Raw genomic sequence first — 16,443 nt, forward strand, 5'->3', positions numbered from 1 at the left:
GAAAGGCGGTTCGTCCGACGAACGTCATGCCCGCCGGATGCCCTTCCTTTTCCACGCAAAGCCTTGAGCCGGGCTGGAAATGCGAAGAACCGCGCCCGGCGGAGGCCGGACGCGGTTCGAATGGACACGCGAAAAGCGATGTCGGCTAGAAGCCGTGCTCGATGCGCGAGAAGCTTTCCTGCGTGAAGGCGTAGACCTGCGCGCCCGTGAAGGAGGCGGTGAAGGCGATGATGACGAAGATCGCGATGATCTTCGGCACGAAGGTCAAGGTCACTTCCTGGATCTGGGTCAGCGCCTGGAAGAGAGCGATGACGATGCCGACCAGCATCGCACCGATCACGGCCGGCCCGGAGGCGATCACGACCGTCCAGATGGCGGACTGCACGATGTCGATGGCGTCGGCTTCGTTCATGGCCTCACTCCACCTTGATGCCGTTGCCGAGAACGACCGTCTTGCCCGTATCCAACGTGGCGGTGGCCACGCCGTCCTTCAGCGAGACCGACTTGACCACGCCCTTCGTGGTGCCGTCGGAATCGGTGACCGTGCGGCCGATCACGCCGTCCGCCTGGCCGAGCATCGATGTCGTCATGATCGTGCTGAGCTTATCGTTCAGCTTGATCGATTGCTCGACATTGGAGAAGGACGCGAGCTGGCTGAGCTGTTCGGTCGGATCGGACGGGTTCAGCGGGTCTTGGTTCTTCATCTGGGCGACGAGAAGCTGAAGAAAGGCGTTGTAGTCGAGGGCCGCCTTTTCCGCGTCGGTCTTCTTCGTCGTGGTGGTCGTGGCCGTCGCGCTCGATGCGGCGGCAGTGGCGTTTCCTACCGTGTCGACAGTGCTCATGCCCTTGCCTCCATCAAGCGCGGACCGGCATTGCCGGAACGGCGCTCGCTCGCCGAAGCGTTTCGGCCTTCCAGGATCGCGTCTTCCACCGGGATGAGGCCGCGAAGCGTGCGCAGCGCCTCGTATGGCCGGCTGCGTTCGATCTGCTCGGCGACATCCATCAGCCCATCGCGCACGGCCGGGTTGGAGAAGGCCGCCATGAGAAGCGGATAGGTCTTGCGGAAGGCGTCGGTCGCCTCGGCGCCCGATTCCGGCGCGATCAGCATCATCTGGACGAGGAAGTAGAGCTGGCGCAGGGGGGTCGTCGCGTCCGCCGCCTGCATGACGTGGCTTTCCAGAAGGAAGGTCGCGTCGTTCAGAAGCTCGAGCGAGACCTTGCGATCGACGCGCATCACCGCGCCGTTCACGAAGATGCGCTCGCCGGGACGAAGCGAAAGCTTCAGCGTGCCCATGTCTACTCCAATCCCTCTCGGATCATGGACGTCACGTCGATGATGCCCTGGAAGCTCTGTGTCTTGCCCAGGCGAATGGCTTCCGCCTCGCGCATCACCCAGAGGCCGATCGAGATCAGCGAAGCGCGGAGCTCGTCGGGCAGCGAATTCTCAGGGTTCGCGAGGTCTTCCACCAGGATGCCCCAGAGGGTGCGCGTGGCGTAGATCGCCTCGACGGATTCCTTGGAATGGGTGCCGGCCTCTTCCGCCTTTTCCATGAGCTCGATGGCGCGGTCGAGCGCTTCGCGCTCGCGCTCGCGGGCATCCGAGCCGCTGTCCTGCCTGATCTCGGAATACGAGAATTGGTACATGCCGTTTCCTTGCTGTGGCAGTGTTCTTGTCGATACATCCCCGGCCAAAGCCGAGCGGCGATCAGATGTAGTCGAGGATGGAGATCTTCTGGATGCGAGCCGTCGCGGCCATGGCCGCGTTGAGCTGCAGTTCGAGCGCGTTCATGCGCTGGCTCGCCTCGTAGGGGTCGACGCCTTCGAGATCCGAATAAGCGGTCTCGGCCACGTCCTTCTGCGAGGTCAAGGCCGTATTGACCGCCTCGATGCGGCTTTGACGCATACCGACCAAAGCTTGCTCGGCGGTGATCTTGTCGGTTCCGGCCGTCATCGTGGTGGAGGCTTGTACAGAAACTGCATCCTTCACCGCATCGGTGAGCTTCGTCAGGTCGATGACAGACAGCATGGAATAGCCGGCCACGAGCTTCCTGAAGGCATCGTTGTTGGCACTGACGGAAGTCTCGACCGTCTCGGTCTTGGAGATCGTAGCCACCGTCGACGTGCTGGAAGCATTGGACCAGTTGTCGGCCCAAGGCGTTCCGGGCGTCGAGCCCTTCACGGTATCAAAGAAACTGTAAGTCTTTACAACCGCGTTCGTCACCGGATCCTTGACGCTGTAGCCAGCTTCGCTGAGATACTGAGTCATCTGCTCGGCGGTGATGTTTTGAGCTTGACCGCCTCCGACTTCTTTGACGAAAAGGTCGTAATTGTCCTGCGCCGATTTCAGTCCCTTGTCGATCGCCGGCATCGGCGCCTTGTCGGCGGCCATGCCGGAGAAGACGTAGAGGCCGCCATCGGCTGTGTTCAGCGCGCCCTGCAACTGCTCGAGGCCGGACTTCGCCAGCGACGAATATTGCGGATACTTCTTGGCGACGAGAGCCGAGCTCTTCATGTCCGTCGCGGTCTTGTTGATCGCGGTGAGAGCGTCGTCGATGAGTTCGAGGCGGTTGCTCACGACCTTGTTGGTCTGGAGCTGCGACTCGAAGCTCGTTTCCTGAACGCGGTAGTTCACCGCCGTGCCCGTCAAACGCCCTAGCGACAGGCCGACATCGGCGTAACGACTGTTGGTCGCCTCGGTCACGGACTTGTTGAGCTGCGCCTGCAGCTTCTGCAGGTTCTTGTACTGGGATGCGGTGAAGGAAAGATTCGAAATGGTCATTGCCGTTCAGTCTCTTCAGATCGAATCCATGAGGGTCTTCAGCATCTCGTCCACCGTCTTCAGCACCTTCGACGATGCCTGATAGGCACGCTCCAGATCGAGCATCTTCAGGGACTCGGTGTTGATGTCGATGCCGGTGGCGCTGGACAGCGTCGCCTTGGTCTGGTCGAGAAGCGTTTGGCGGTATTCGGTGGCGTTGGTGGCGGAAGAACGCTTGTCCTGAAGCCAGCTCACGGACGACGCGGCAAACGCCGTCAGCGAGCCGCTGGTGGCGGCGTCCGTGCCCATGCCGAAGCTCTGCACCGCGTTCAGGGCGTTCTGGATCGCGTTCAATCGATCGGTGAAGCCGCCGAGATTGGTGGCGTTGTAGCCGACATTGACGCCGTCCCGGATCTTGGTCGCGTCGATGGTGACGGCGGAAGAAAGGGTGATGAGGCGCGCGAGGCCGGGGATCACGGCGTTGGTGGTATCGGCGGTTGCGGCGAGGAGGCCGCCCGTCTTGGCGGTGACGTCGTTCGTCGTTGCTGCAGTGGTCGCCTTCGAGGTGAAGTTCGAGATGCCGAGCGCGAGCTTCGATCCGATCCCATCGGCGCTCAGGCTCAGCTTGCCGGTGGCGTCGGCGGTGACGGAAACATGGCCGGTTCCGAGCGTCCCCGTTCCGGCGCTCGGCACTGCGGCCGCGATCATCGTCTGCAGTTTCGCGGCGAAGGCGGTGGAGGATGCAAGATCGGTGGCGCTGACTTCGCCCGACACCTTGTAGGTGGTGCTGCCGAGCTGGAGGTCGAAAGACAGAACGTTGCCGTTTGCCAGCGTTCCAGCCGCGAACGTCCCGACATCCACCGTGCTCGTTGTCTTCAGCGCGGCCGCATTGACGGAGGTGAAGATGCCCGTCACATCGCCGCCCGTCGCGGGACGCTCGGATGCGGCGGCGATCAGGCCGCGCGCCATCTCGTCCAACTGGCTCTGATATGTGGTCGTCACGTTGTCGCGCAGATCCACGAGCCCCGCGATCTTGCCGGACTTGATCGGCATCATCGCGTCGTCGCCGGTGACGAGGATGCCGTCGATGCGGAAGCCGTTGCCGTCCTTCCCGTCCACGAGCGGCTGGGTGGTGGAGAAGCTCACGCTGCGCGGAATCTTGTCGAACAGGGTGACGCCGGAGTCCGTGTAGATCGCGATATCGTTGTTGCCGCGCACATTGACGGTGATGCCGACATATTGGGCGAGCTGGGCGACGAGTTGATCGCGCTTGTCGGCGAGATCGGTGATGTCGCGGTTGGCGGCCGTGCCGGAAACCACCTGCTCGTTGAGGTCCTTGATATCGGCCAGAAGCTTGTTCATCTCGCCGGCGGCGGCGACGAGCTGGTCGTCCGCATCGCGGCGGACCTTGTCGACGGTCGCCGTGCCTTCGTTCAGAACGGTCACCGCGTCCTTCGCCGCATCGGCGGCCGTGCGGGCGAATTCGTACTTGTTCGGCGATGCGGCGTAGGCCTTCAAGGCATCGGCGAATTTGCCGATCAAGGCGGCGGGCGTCCGCTTGTTCTGGATGTCGCCAACGAGCTCGTTGATGCGGTTGAGGCCGTTCTGGACGACGGAGGTCTGCGAAAGGTTCGACGTCGAGTCCAGCATGTTGCGGAACAGCGTCGTGTTGGAGGACTGGGTGATCGACCGGATCTCGACGCGCCCGCCCGCGCCCGTCACCACGGTCGCGTACTTCATCGTCGCGCCTTCCGTGTTCGCGTTCGCGATGTTTCGCGACACGAGCGCGGTCTGCGTCTGCACGGCGGCAAGCGAGGACTTCGCGGTGTTGAGGGCGGACGTGAGCGACATGAAAACGAGACCGCGGAACCGGAGGGGACACGAGACGGGGCGTCGGACGCCCCGTCGAAGGGATCAGGACGAGGCCGATATCGGCCCCTGCCCCGTCAGCGCTTCAGGTTGACCAGAACGTCGAGGATTTCCGAGCCTGTCTGGAAGACCTTGGAATTGGCCGTGTAGGAACGCTGCGCGGTGATCATGTCGGTCAGTTCGGACGCGAGATCGACGTTGGATTCCTCCAGCGCGCCGGCGGTGACCTTGCCGAAGCCGTTCTCGCCGCCGGTTCCCATCAGAACCGTGCCGGACGCGACGCCCGCCTGATAGGCGTTGCCGCTGACGGCCGTCAGGCTGTCCGGGCTCGCGACCTTGGCGACCGGGATCTTGTAGAGGCTGCGGCTGCTGCCGGAGGTGAACTGCGCCGTCACGACGCCGTCCTCGCCGACGTTGATGGTCTTCACGACTTCGGGCGGATTGCCGTCGACGGAAGCGTCGAGCGCGGAGGCGTCCGGCTTGAAGAGCTGGGTGGTGTTGCCGATGTCGAGGTTGAAGTTGCCGCCGCCGATCGGACCGAGATCGATCACGAGCGTCTTGTTGTCGAGCTGCCCGGTGCCCGTCGAAGGGGTGATGCTGCCGAGCTTGTATCCATTGGTGGAATCGAAGGTCAGCTTGGCTTTGGCCAGCGGGCTGGTCGAATACGGGAAGGGCGACGTGGCGGTTCCCTTGGACGCGTCACGGCTGTCGAAGACCGCCATGCTCCATTCGTTCGTGGCGTCGTTCGTCTTGGTGTAATAAACGTCGAGCTTCACCGGCTCGCCGGCATTGTTGTAGACCGTCATCGATATCGCGGTGGTCGCCGTCGCCGAAGGCAGCACCGAACCGTTGGCTGCCGGGTCGGCCGCGAGCTTGCCCTTGGCGCCGGCATCCGTGGTGGCAACGACGGAAAGACCGGCGATGGTCAGACCCGTGATCGCCGTGCTCGGCGGCGTGACCATGGTCGGGGCAGTCATTGCGATCGTGCTGCCGGTGCCCGTCACGGTCCCGTTCGATTTCAGAACGATCTTGCCGGCACTATCGACCGAAGCCACGCCCGAAAGGCCTGCGGTGCTGTTGATCGCGGAGACTACATCCGAGGCCTTGATGTTGCCGAGACCTCCTGCCTTCTTGACCACGACATCCTTTCCTGCCCCACCGTCGACGCTCACGGTGAACCTCAGTTCATCCGTATCGAGGTTCGACGAAGCGGTGCCAGTAACCGAGAACAGCGCGGTTTGGGTGAAGGCGGCTTTCGTTCCCGTGGTGAAAGCCTGATCCAAGGGAACCGTCAGAACTCCCTTCGTGGTCGGGTTGGCCTGCAGGAGCCCCGCCTTGAGGTTCACGTCCTGCAAACCGGCGAAGCCATTCAGAACCGCGTCGGTGCCGTTGGCGCCGACGGGATAGCCCTTCAGCGTGTAGCCGGCGGCGTTCACCATCGTCCCGTCCGGCTGCATGGTGAAGGAGCCGGCGCGGGTCAGAAGGTTCTCGCGCCCGTCGCTGACGACATAGAAGCCGTCGCCGTTGACCGCCAGATCGAGCTTCTGGGTGGTGGTGGAGTTTCCGGTGCGGGCAAGGTTACCCGACATGCTGATGGTGTTGCGCGTGACCGCGGCGACCGCGCCCGACGTGTAGCCGCTTCCGGATTGCGCGGTGATAAGGGAAGAGAACTGCGTTTCGGAGCGCTTGTAGCCGTTCGTGTCGGAGTTCGCGACGTTTTCCGACACCACCGAGAGCTTCGAGGCCTGCGCGCTCATACCGGACGTGCTGGTGCGCATGATATTGCCGATGCTCATTCCCGGTCGCCTTATCTCTTGCAGAACGTGGCTCAGGATTAGCTTTCGCAGCTTGCGTGGGCCTGCCAGGAAAGTTGCTGAAAAGTAAATCGAAAATGGAACCAGTTAACAACGAGAAAGGCCCGGTCCGTTGTTGCGGACCGGGCCTTGGATGAAGGCGGCAACCTTGTGTGGTGGCGGCTCGTCAGACGCCGATGCCGTAGCCGAGATAGCGCATGGAGGACACCGGGTCGTAGCCGAGGCGCATCTTCAGCTTCTTGCGCAGCTTCGAGATGTGGCTCTCGATCACGTTCTCTTCGACATTCTCGTCGAACACGCCGTAGATCGCATTGAAGAGCTGCTGCTTGGAAACGCGGCGACCGCGATTGGCAATCAAGTATTCCAGGATGCGGCGCTCGCGGCGCGGCAGCATCATGGCCTTGCCGCCGACTTCCGGGTCGCGGCCGTCGGAGAAGACGCAGATCTCCTCGACAACGGTGCGACCGCGATCGCTGGCGGATTCGCGGCGGCGGATGGCGCCGACGCGGGCCAGAATTTCCTTCACATGCACGGGCTTGGCGACGACGTCGTCGATGCCGGCCGCGAAGAGATCGAGGGTGGAGTTGAGGGCGCGGGTTTCGGCCAGCGCGATCAGCGGTGCATTGGAGCGGTTGCGAACGAGGCGGGTGAAAGCGCCGCGCTCCGGGAAATCGCCGAGCAGGAAAGCCTCGACGGCGGAGAGATCGGCATCGGGCGCGCTTTCGACCCAGTCGCGGAATTCGCCGACCCCGAAGCCCGCGGAAGAAACGCCTTCCTGGCCGAACAGGGACTGATATCCGCTCGTCACAAGCTCGCGATCATCGACCACTATGATCATCTGTCCCACCTGAATTTCGTCGGTTGCCGTGGGAATATTGATACCGAGTTAAGGCTCAGGCGAGCTATCCCTAAAAGTCATGATAGGGTTAACGAACCCTTATGCCGATTCGCTAAAAGCTCAGTCGAAACAGGATGGTGCATCCCGATCTTCAGTTTCGCTAAAGTTTGAGTCGAGGCTCGCGCAGGGTCCAAACAGGGGTCTTTCGCGTCCTGTCAATCGCAGCGCCATTTCGGGTCGGGAACTGTGGCAGGCGAGTAGCACTGTGACCCATCTACATCGGCAAGAGGGTGCTCGTTTCAAACGTCCGAATTCGGCTGTTTTCTTCGGGCCAGAGTTACGACCTTCCCCGCTAGATTTCGCCCTCGGAACGCGAAACGGGGACCGGTCTGTCCGACCGATCCCCGCGCGATGAAAGTTGTCAGGCTGCAATCGCCGCCTCGATGAAGGCGGCGGCCTTGTTCAAACGAAGATCGAGCCGGCTGCCCTCGACGAGGGGCGCTCCGGCGCATCCTCGCGCTGCCGGCCGAACCGCTGCTCGCTCGAAGAGCCGTTGCCGTTCGAACCGTTCCGACCTTCGAAGGCGCCGTTCTGGCGTCGGTCGGACGCGCCGCCCTGCATATCCGAAGACGAGTTGCCCGTGGGCGAGGCCGCGAGCGGCTGAGACATATCGCGCGACACCACGGTGATCGCGGCATCGTCCACCGTGAAGCCGGCGGTTTCCAGAAGCTTGCGAAGGGTGTGGCGGTCACTCGCCAGGGCCTGCGCCGTGGAAGGCTCGCTGGCCGACAGTTCCACGGCCAGGCGACCGTCCACGAGGCGCATCGATACGTCGAGACGCCCGAGATCCTGCGGCTGAAGCTGGATCGTCAGCGTCTTCAGCGCCGCGCCGCCGGCCGTCATCCGCAAAAGCTGTGCGGCCTGCGCATCGGACGGCGTCGATGCGGCTGCGCTCGTGCCCTGTCTTTCGGACACGAAGGCTTCGACGATGTGCTCGGCGACCTGCGAGCTGATGATCTGGCCGATCGGTGCCGCCTTGGTTTCGCTCTCGCGCACGGGAGACGCGGAGAAGGTTTGCGTCCCCTCGCCCGTCCGACCTTTTCCGCCGAGCTTGTTGGTGCCGGCACCGCGCTCCGACTGCGGATCGGCATCGGACTGGCCGTCGTCGCCGGCGCTTTCCGCGCTGGCGGCGGGTCGCCCGAGCGTTTGCAGGATTTCCTCGAAGCCCTTGCGGATCGTCCGGTCGGCGGGCGCGCTGTCCTTGGCCAGCACCGGCTCCGATCGTTCCGCCGCGCTCGTTTCGACGGTTTTCGTGGCGGCCTCGGCGTCCACCAGGGTCGCACCCTCCAGCCGGGGTTCGAAATGCGTTTCCATCTTCACGACCTCCAGGGCCACCTGCCCCTTCGGCATCTCTCCGGCGACGGCACCCGCGAGGTCGACCACCGTCGAGATCACGAGACGCTCCTGCGGACCCTCGTCGCCGCCCGTCGCGCCTTCGCCCCCGATGCCGGTCGGCGCATCGGCGGAAACCGGCGCCGCGAAGGCCGTGCCGCCCAGAAGGCGTCCCAGAATGTCGCCGGCCGAGATCGGCACGCCATTGCCTTCGCCGTCGGGGGACGCATCGCCCTCGTCCTTGGCGACGTTCCGGCCGTGCTTGCCCTGCCCCTTCCCGGTCTCGCCGGTCTTGTTCTCGTCGTTCTCCGCCGTTTTCGCGTTCGGACGGCCTTCCGGCTTCTGCCCCGCATTCCGGACGGCCACGCCGAAGGCCGCGCCGGCTTCTTCGCTCTCAGTAGCGGAAGCCGGGCCGGAAGCCACGGCATCGCCAACCGGCAAGGCCGCGGTGATGGATGCGATCATTTCGATTTGTCTCCGAGATCGCCGGCAACTGCATCCAGCAGCTTGCGGGCGCGATCGAGGGTGGGAGAAGACGCGGCCTGCGCTTCCAACGATGTGGAGTCGTCCGACAAGGGACCTTCCATATGGGCGAGCACACTGTTGGCGGCGTCGAGCAAGCCGGTGTCGGCTGGATGCAGAAGCCCCCTGTCCACCGACTGCAACTCGGTCGCGGCCTTCAACGGGTCCATCGTGGCGAGGCTTGCCGCCGCCGTGTAAAGGCTTCCACGCTGGCGATCCTCGTCCTGGATGCCGTTGATCTTCAGGGCTTCCGACCCGGTAAGCTGCGCGAACTCCAGATGGCCCGCAATCAGGGCACGGCGGCTGAGCGCCAAAAGAAGCGCGCGCCGGTCCCCGTCGTCGAGACGCGACCCGATGTCGAAGATCTTGTCGAGCGCGGCCTGCGGCTCGGTGCTCCCGCGATCGTCGTAGACCATCGCGAAACGCGCCAGGAAGTTCTCCGCATAGGACGACTTCGGGAAGCGGTCGAAATATTGCCGCGCCAGGCTGTCCGCCCGGTCGTGATCGCCGAGCTTGTCCACCAGAACGACTTCCAGCCGGAGCGCCGCTTCCTCGATCAGCCCGCCCGGCGCGAGAAGCCGCGCGCGGTCGAGATGAGCGACGGCGACGGTCGGTAAATCCTGTTGCAGCAACTGCCCGGTCACGAGATGAAGATGGGCCGCGAGCCCCGGCTCGGCATCGGTAAGATCGATCTTGGCCAGAAGGCTCGCCGCCTGCTTCAGATCGTTCTGCACATAAGCCAACGCCCCTTCGGCGATCGGCTTCGTGTCGGGATCGAAGATCTCGGCGGCGATCAAACGGCGCAGCACCTCCGGCGGCCCGCCCGACAGGGCGAACAGGATCGCCGCGCGCTTGTTGCGCGGGTCCTTCCAGACGTCCTGGTCGGCCGAAAGCAGGTTCGGCGAAAAACGGCGCAGCAGCATGGCCTGGACGCGGATCGCGCGCCCGTTGCCGCGCGCGACCTGATCCTGCAGGAACTGCACGGTGCGGATGATGTCGAAGGGCATGGGCGTGCGCGTGGGCGCGGCAGCGGCGGCCGCGTGCTCCTCCTCCCCATGCGCGGCGTCCGAGCCCTCGCTGGGCTCGGCGGGAGTCTCGGCGTGCGCCGGCGCGGGCTCGGCAGGATGCTCAGCCCCTTCCGCGCCCGAAGCGGCGGGCTCCTCCGGCAAGCTGCCCGTCGTTTCGTTCGAAACGGCGGGAACCGGGGCCGGCAAAGCCTGCACCGCCGCCGGAACAACGACCGGCTGCTGCGCGCCCGTGTCCTGCGCCGTTTGCGCATGACCGGGCCCGCACAGCGCGGAGGTCACAAAGAGCCCGGCGGCGAAGGTCGCGACGATGCGCTTCATGCGGCCGGCTCTTTGAGAAAGATCTCGATACGGCGGTTCGCCGCGGCATCGGGATCGGTGGGCAGCTTGGGATCGCGGTCGGCGACACCCTCGATGCCGGTGACGCGCTTTTCGTCCAGGCCGCCGCGAACGAGCATGTAGAACACGAACTGGGCGCGCGCCGCCGACAGCCGCCAGTTGTCGTATTCCGGCCCGCGATAAGGCCGGGCGTCCGTATGGCCCCGGATCGAGATGCTGCCCCCCTTGGAAGCCAGGATCTTGCCGATGCTTTCCACGAGCGCCAGGGTTTCGGCCGTCGGTTTGGCCGAGCCGATCTGGAACATGCCGCCGGCGATGTTGTCCGCGAGCGAGATGGTCACGCCGCCGTCGCCGGCCTTGACCTCGATCCCGGCAGCCGAACCCGGCGCTGCGCTTTCGGCAGCCTTGTCGATCTCCTTTTGCAAGGCAGCCGCCTTGGCAGCGGCGGGATCAACCGGCGGCGCGGCATCGGCAGGTTTGGCGGCTGGCACGACCTCGGTGGTGGCGAAAGGTGTCGCGGGCATGCCGACGGGCGCGAGCTTGGTGCCGTCCGCCGCTTTGGCGACGGCGTTCGGCTCGAGCTGCCAGGATGTCGGATCGAACGGATCGCGATAAGCCTCGCCCCCGTTCAGACCGGGCAGCCCGGTGCCGTTCGGCACGCCATCGGTGCTCTTCTTCTCGCCGCTGCCGCCAGTGGCGGCGATCTCGGCCAGAACCGCATAGGGGTCGCGGAACATCGCCTGTTCCTGGCCGCCGAGCGCCGAGCCGCTGACGGGCTTGGAGTTCTCGCCCTTCTGCTTGATGTCGTCCTTCTTCGCGCCCTGGCCGGATTCCTGCGCCTTATCGTCGAGGCCGGAATTGGCCGGCGACGACGAGTTGAGCTGGATCGGGTTGAAATACTGGGCGATCTTCTTCTTCGTGGCGTCGTCCGACACACTGGTCAGCCACATCACGAGAAAGAAGGCCATCATCGCCGTCATGAAGTCGGCGAAGGCGATCTTCCACGCGCCGCCATGATGGCCGTCATCGCCATCGTAGTTGCGTTTGACGATGATGATCTGGCTGGGCGGGGGTCCGGCAGTTCCGGTATTGCTCACGAAAGAGCCTCCTCCAGCGCCGAACGCCAGGACGACAAGCGGCTTTCGATCACCGTCGCGTCGGCCTCGATGCGGATATCGGTCTTCTCCTCGTCATGCGTGAAGGCGATCATCGGCATGTCGGCGCCGATGCGGTCCTCGAGCGCGTCGAGGAGGTCGGACGGGCCGGACGCCGCGATCCGGCAGGCCGTGCCGTCGAGCGCGATGGTGCGGACCGCGCCGATCATCTCGTCCACCGTCTGGCGACGGCGCACGTCGAGCGCCAGCGGGCGCAGGACGTTGCCGAGGCTGAGCTTCAGCGTTTCTTCCAGGATCGCGACCTGCAGAATCATGAGGTCGGCGAGGCGATCGGCCTGTTCCACGGTCCAGCGGTTGCGAAGTTCGGCGATCTCGGCAGCCTGCGCTTCTCCGAGATTGGCGCGCATGGCCGAGACGCGGTCGGCGAGATCGGCTTCATAGGCCTCGCGCGCCATGGCGCGGCCGATCTCGATGCCTTGCGAGCGGGCGGCCTCGGCGGCCTCCACGATCTCGGCGGCATGCGCTTCTTGTTCAGCGGCGCGGGCCGCCTTCTCGGCTTCGAGCTCCCGCAAGGGGACGCGCGGCTCGGTGACGAGGCGGGGCGCGGCGGGGGCGAAGGCCGGCCGAGTGGCGACGGGCGCTTCCGGCATCCTCACCGGCGCGGGCTCTGCCGCCTTCGGCAGGACCTTCAGGGGTTTCAGTTTCGCGCCGGAAGCGCCGGATGCGGCGACCTTGCGGGCGGCCAGGGCCATCAGCGGGGTGAAGTCCTCGCCGGCGCCGTCAGAGAGATACTGCGAGAGAGGGATCATCGCTTATGCCGCTTCTTTCTGATGGATCCAGTTGCGCAGGATGTTGGCCGCCTGCGCCTCGTCGAAGTCGACGAGCTTTTCGAGGCGGGCCTGCGGCGAGTTCGCCTGGCTGCGCGTGAGGTCTTCGAGGAGTTCGGGATCGATGCCGCGATTGGCGCCGGGGAAGCCGAGGGCCGCGTTCATCTCGCCGTCGAAGCCGAGGGCCCCGTCGCCGAAGCCGGGGATGCCGGCATTGGCGAGCTCGATGGAGTTCGGGTCGAGGGTCGTGGCTTCGGAGGCCGAGGAACCGGCGATGGCGCGCACGGCCGGCTTCAGGCCGAACCAGATCAGGAGAACCGCGACGACGAGGATGGTGAGCGCGTTGATGAGCGTGCCCGACTGGCGCATCAGCATATCGCCGACACCGAGGGGCTCGACCGGCTGGAGAGCGTCGCCGTTGGAGGCGAAGTCGACGGCCGTCACCGCGATCTGGTCGCCGCGCGCTTCGGAATAACCGGCGGCGGAGGACACGAGCGTCTTCACCTCGTTCAACGCGGCGTCGATCTGCTCAGGGGTAGCGTTCGCGCCGATCGAGTCGGACAGGCGCTTGCGGTTCACGACCACAGCGACGGACAGGCGCTTCACGTCGTAGCCGTCGCTGACGGTCTGCGTGGTGGTCTCGTTGATCTCGTAGTTGGTGAGTTCCTCGCGACGGTCCTTGGCTTCGGAGGATTCGTTGCCGGCTTGGCTCTGCGCCTGGCCGGCGGGCTGGGGCACGTTCTGCTCGACGGTGGTGGCCTTGTCGGCCTCGCGGTCGTTGCTCTGCCCGGTTTCGCGGACGGTGCGGGTGGAGCGCTCGACGCGGCCGTCGGGATCGAACTTGCGCGAGGAGGTGCTCTTGCGGTCGGTGTCCAGCTTGGCGACGACGCTCGACTGGAAGTTGCCGACGCCGAGATACGGGGCCAGCGTGCGGCGGATCGAGTCCTCGACCGAGCGCGACACGACGTTTTCCATGCCGAGCTGCTTGGCGGAAGTCGCCGAAGCGCCGTCGTCGCCTGACGCCAGAAGCGTGCCATCGGTGTTGAGGACGGTAACCTCTTCCGGGCTCATCTGCGGGATGGCGGAGGCCACGAGATGGCGGATGGCATCGGCGGAGCGGAAGCCTTCGGCGTTGTCGGTGCGAACCACGACGCTGGCGGAGGGTTTCTGCGTTTCGCGGCGGAAGGAGCCGGCTTCGGCCAGAACGATGTGGACGCGGGCGGCGCGCACGTCCTTCAGGGTCTGGATGGTGCGCGCGAGTTCGCCTTCCAGCGCCCTCACCCGCGTCACTTCCTGCATGAAGGAGGTGAGGCCCATGGAGCCGAGCTGGTCGAACAGCTCGTAACCCGCCCCTTCCGAACGCGGCAGACCCTTTTCGGCCAGCAGCATGCGGGCGGACGCGGTGGCCGAGAACGGCGTCGAGACCGTGTCGCCCTTGGCGTTCACGTCGAAGGTGATGCCGGCTTCGGTCAGGGCCGCGCCGATGCGCGTCACGTCCTGCCGGTCGAGGCCGGTATACAGGACCTCCATGGTCGGCCGGCTCAGCGAATAAGCGCCGAGCCCGACGAGCCCGATCACGAAAAGGCCGATCAGCCCCAGCGCAATGAGTTTCCGCGACCCGAGGGCCTGGAGGTTTTCGAGAATTTGCCGGCCTTTTTCGGCCGCGAGTATCGCCATGGGATCGCCTGCCCGATGCGGAATTCCAACTGGTCCACAATTGGCCGGCCAAGCTTGCGCGGATGTGATGGCGTTCAGTGATCGTTAAGGTCTGGAGATCCTTAAATTTGAGGATGTTGGCCAAAAAAGAACGCCCCCGGATCGATATGATCCGAGGGCGCCTCGAAGGCCGGAACTGCGGCGAATACAGTGACGCCCGCCGCGATGCCGATGAGTTGGCCGCTATTAGCTGCGGAAGAGCGACAGGATGTTCTGCGACGCCTGGTTGGCGATCGAGAGAGCCTGGACGCCGAGCTGCTGCTTGACCTGCAGCGCCTGGAGCTTGGTGGACTCTTCCGACATGTCGGCGTCCACCAGGTTGCCGACGCCCTTGTCGATCGTGTCCATCAGCGTGTCCACGAAGGACTTCTGCATGTCGATGCGGGAAGCAACCGAACCGAGCGTGGCGGCGGCAGTGGTAACGCGGTTCAGCGCGGTGTTCACCGACTGAATGTACTGCGAGATCTGCGTCGCCGTCTTGCCCGTTATGTCGAGCGTCGTGATGTTGGTGCCCTTGCTGACGGACAAGTCGCCGATCGTGACCTTGGAGGTTGCGGTCGACGAACTGTTGGCGAAGTACAGCTTGTTGCTGGCAATCGCGTTGCCGTCCTGATCCAGAACCGCACCATCGCCAACGCCGACGGAGACGCCAGTGATGCCGGCCTGGGACAGCGCAGCAGTAAGAACCGACTTCATCTGCGTGGCGTTGTTGATCTTGCCGTCACCTGCACCCAGAGTCGAGTCGACCAGAGCTTTGGAGATCGTCACCACCTTGCTGGAGCCGCCATCGACGGTCATGGAGAAGGCGATCGTGTCGTCGGCATCGAGAGTGACCGCCGTCGAGAACGCGCTCGTCATTACCGCGTTGGCCGCCTTGTAGGTAGCGTCCGCGCCGACATCGTTGATCGCTGTGCTCAGGCCACCGAACTCACTCGTGTTTGTCGTATCGGTGGTTGCATAGTTTGCAGTCACAATACGCGAGGTAGCACCGGAAGTCGCCGAGGTGAAAGTAAGGCGGACGTTGTTGGTAGCGGTACCGTCGACCGTTCCGTCAGCCTTCGTCGCCACCACCGACAACACACCCGAGCCGAACTTAGCATTGACCGCGCTCTGAACTGCCGCTGCCCACGTCGTCGCGCTAGCCCTGTTGGCAGTGGTAGCGGCAACCTCGATCCTTTGGGTCGGGCGATTATCCACAGTCAAGTCAAACGACACCGTCTTTCCATCCAACAGCGTCGTGTTGGAGAAGTCCGCAGCGGTGGTCTTGACAGCGGCTTCCGCCGCAGCGTTCACCTTCGCCGAAGAAGTCGCCGAGACGATCGTGCCGGCATCGGCGTTGCCCGACTTACCGCCGTCCAGAATGCCCTGCTTTTGCGTGTTGCTATCGAACAGCGCGATGTTGCTGGTGTCGATGTTGATGGTGCCGATGTTCACCGTGCCGTTGTTCAGGCGGGTGAAGGAGGAGACGACGCCCTTGGCTGCGTTGTAGCCGTTGGCCGAGGAGTCGACCGAGAGCCAGTTCTCGCCCGAGAAGACCGAGGAGGATGCGATCGAAACGAGCTGCTTCTGGAGTTCGCCGATTTCTGTCTGGATCTTGGTCTTGTCGACGCCGTCCTGAGTCGCGGCCGTCAGCTTGGACTTGATCTCGTCCAGAACGTCCTTGGCCTTGTTCAGACCCTGATAGGCGGTATCCACCGTCGAAGCGCCGAGGCCGAGCGCGTCCTTGACGGTCGACAGGGCCTTGTTGTCCGACTTCAGCGTCGTGGAGATCGACCAGTAGGCGGCGTTGTCCTTGGCTTCGCCGATCTTGTAACCGGTCGAGATCTTGTTTTGCGTCTTATCGAGCGCAGTGTTGGTCTGCTGAAGGGTGCGGAGCGCCGTGATTGCGGCCGCATTGGTGTTCACGCTTGCCATGTTATTTGTCCCGGTATTTGGGTACTCGAAGGGACAGGCTGGATCTTACCCAGCATGAAGGACCGGCATCATGCCTTTGATCGAACTTGTTTTTCGATCAATCCGTCATGAAGAGCAATCTAGCCGACAGCTTTTAACGGGCGGTGAATCGCATCGTCGCTTCGGGCAGTATCGACATTCCGGGATTAACCGAGATCTTGGGGGTTGAATATGCCGGATCGACCTCCGCCACCTGTAACCGCTTATTCTGAAAAGAAATCGAGCCGTGATTCGAAAGCGAAAAGGCCCCGGACATCGCTGCCCGGGGCCATGAT

General features: G+C 64.2%; 14 protein-coding genes. All 14 read right to left on the reverse strand.

The features are described from left to right. Positions 1–145: 145 nt before the first annotated feature. Positions 146–412, reverse strand: a complete 267-nt coding sequence (fliQ, locus tag F9929_RS08465; RefSeq protein ID WP_152046115.1) for a flagellar biosynthesis protein FliQ — start codon at positions 410–412, stop codon at positions 146–148. Between the two features lie 4 nt (positions 413–416). Then, on the reverse strand, positions 417–842 hold the full coding sequence (gene flgD, locus F9929_RS08470; RefSeq protein WP_152046116.1) for a flagellar hook assembly protein FlgD: 426 nt from the start codon (positions 840–842) through the stop codon (positions 417–419). Further along, on the reverse strand, positions 839–1,294 hold the full coding sequence (gene flbT, locus F9929_RS08475; RefSeq protein ID WP_152046117.1) for a flagellar biosynthesis repressor FlbT: 456 nt from the start codon (positions 1,292–1,294) through the stop codon (positions 839–841). Before flbT ends, flgD begins: the two co-directional genes overlap by 4 nt. Positions 1,295–1,296: 2 nt before the next feature. Beyond that, positions 1,297–1,644 (reverse strand): flagellar biosynthesis regulator FlaF, encoded by a 348-nt coding sequence (gene flaF, locus F9929_RS08480; protein ID WP_152046118.1) that lies wholly within the window; start codon positions 1,642–1,644, stop codon positions 1,297–1,299. Positions 1,645–1,705: 61 nt separating this feature from the next. Then, on the reverse strand, positions 1,706–2,779 hold the full coding sequence (locus F9929_RS08485; RefSeq protein ID WP_152046119.1) for a flagellar hook-associated family protein: 1,074 nt from the start codon (positions 2,777–2,779) through the stop codon (positions 1,706–1,708). A 15-nt stretch (positions 2,780–2,794) separates the two neighbouring features. Then, the gene (gene flgK / locus F9929_RS08490; RefSeq protein WP_152046120.1) at positions 2,795–4,609 is read right to left on the reverse strand and encodes a flagellar hook-associated protein FlgK; all 1,815 of its coding nucleotides are present in this window, start codon (positions 4,607–4,609) and stop codon (positions 2,795–2,797) included. Positions 4,610–4,704: 95 nt separating this feature from the next. Further along, positions 4,705–6,423, reverse strand: coding sequence for a flagellar hook protein FlgE (locus tag F9929_RS08495; RefSeq protein ID WP_152046121.1), 1,719 nt, complete (start codon positions 6,421–6,423; stop codon positions 4,705–4,707). A 184-nt stretch (positions 6,424–6,607) separates the two neighbouring features. Further along, entirely contained in the window at positions 6,608–7,279 is a 672-nt protein-coding gene (locus tag F9929_RS08500; RefSeq protein ID WP_152046122.1) for a response regulator transcription factor, read from the reverse strand. A 462-nt stretch (positions 7,280–7,741) separates the two neighbouring features. Further along, on the reverse strand, positions 7,742–9,136 hold the full coding sequence (locus F9929_RS08505; RefSeq protein WP_152046123.1) for a flagellar hook-length control protein FliK: 1,395 nt from the start codon (positions 9,134–9,136) through the stop codon (positions 7,742–7,744). Next, entirely contained in the window at positions 9,133–10,539 is a 1,407-nt protein-coding gene (locus tag F9929_RS08510) for a hypothetical protein (protein ID WP_152046124.1), read from the reverse strand. Before F9929_RS08510 ends, F9929_RS08505 begins: the two co-directional genes overlap by 4 nt. Continuing rightward, the gene (locus F9929_RS08515; protein ID WP_328595982.1) at positions 10,536–11,654 is read right to left on the reverse strand and encodes a flagellar motor protein MotB; all 1,119 of its coding nucleotides are present in this window, start codon (positions 11,652–11,654) and stop codon (positions 10,536–10,538) included. Before F9929_RS08515 ends, F9929_RS08510 begins: the two co-directional genes overlap by 4 nt. Beyond that, entirely contained in the window at positions 11,651–12,481 is an 831-nt protein-coding gene (locus F9929_RS08520) for a hypothetical protein (RefSeq protein ID WP_152046125.1), read from the reverse strand. Before F9929_RS08520 ends, F9929_RS08515 begins: the two co-directional genes overlap by 4 nt. Positions 12,482–12,484: 3 nt before the next feature. Next, entirely contained in the window at positions 12,485–14,176 is a 1,692-nt protein-coding gene (gene fliF / locus F9929_RS08525) for a flagellar basal-body MS-ring/collar protein FliF (RefSeq protein WP_193227661.1), read from the reverse strand. A 225-nt stretch (positions 14,177–14,401) separates the two neighbouring features. Further along, positions 14,402–16,129, reverse strand: a complete 1,728-nt coding sequence (locus F9929_RS24795) for a flagellin N-terminal helical domain-containing protein (RefSeq protein WP_152046126.1) — start codon at positions 16,127–16,129, stop codon at positions 14,402–14,404. Positions 16,130–16,443: the final 314 nt, after the last annotated feature.

It is taken from the genome of Aureimonas psammosilenae (assembly GCF_009176975.1).
In the GTDB taxonomy this organism is placed as follows: domain Bacteria; phylum Pseudomonadota; class Alphaproteobacteria; order Rhizobiales; family Rhizobiaceae; genus Plantimonas; species Plantimonas psammosilenae.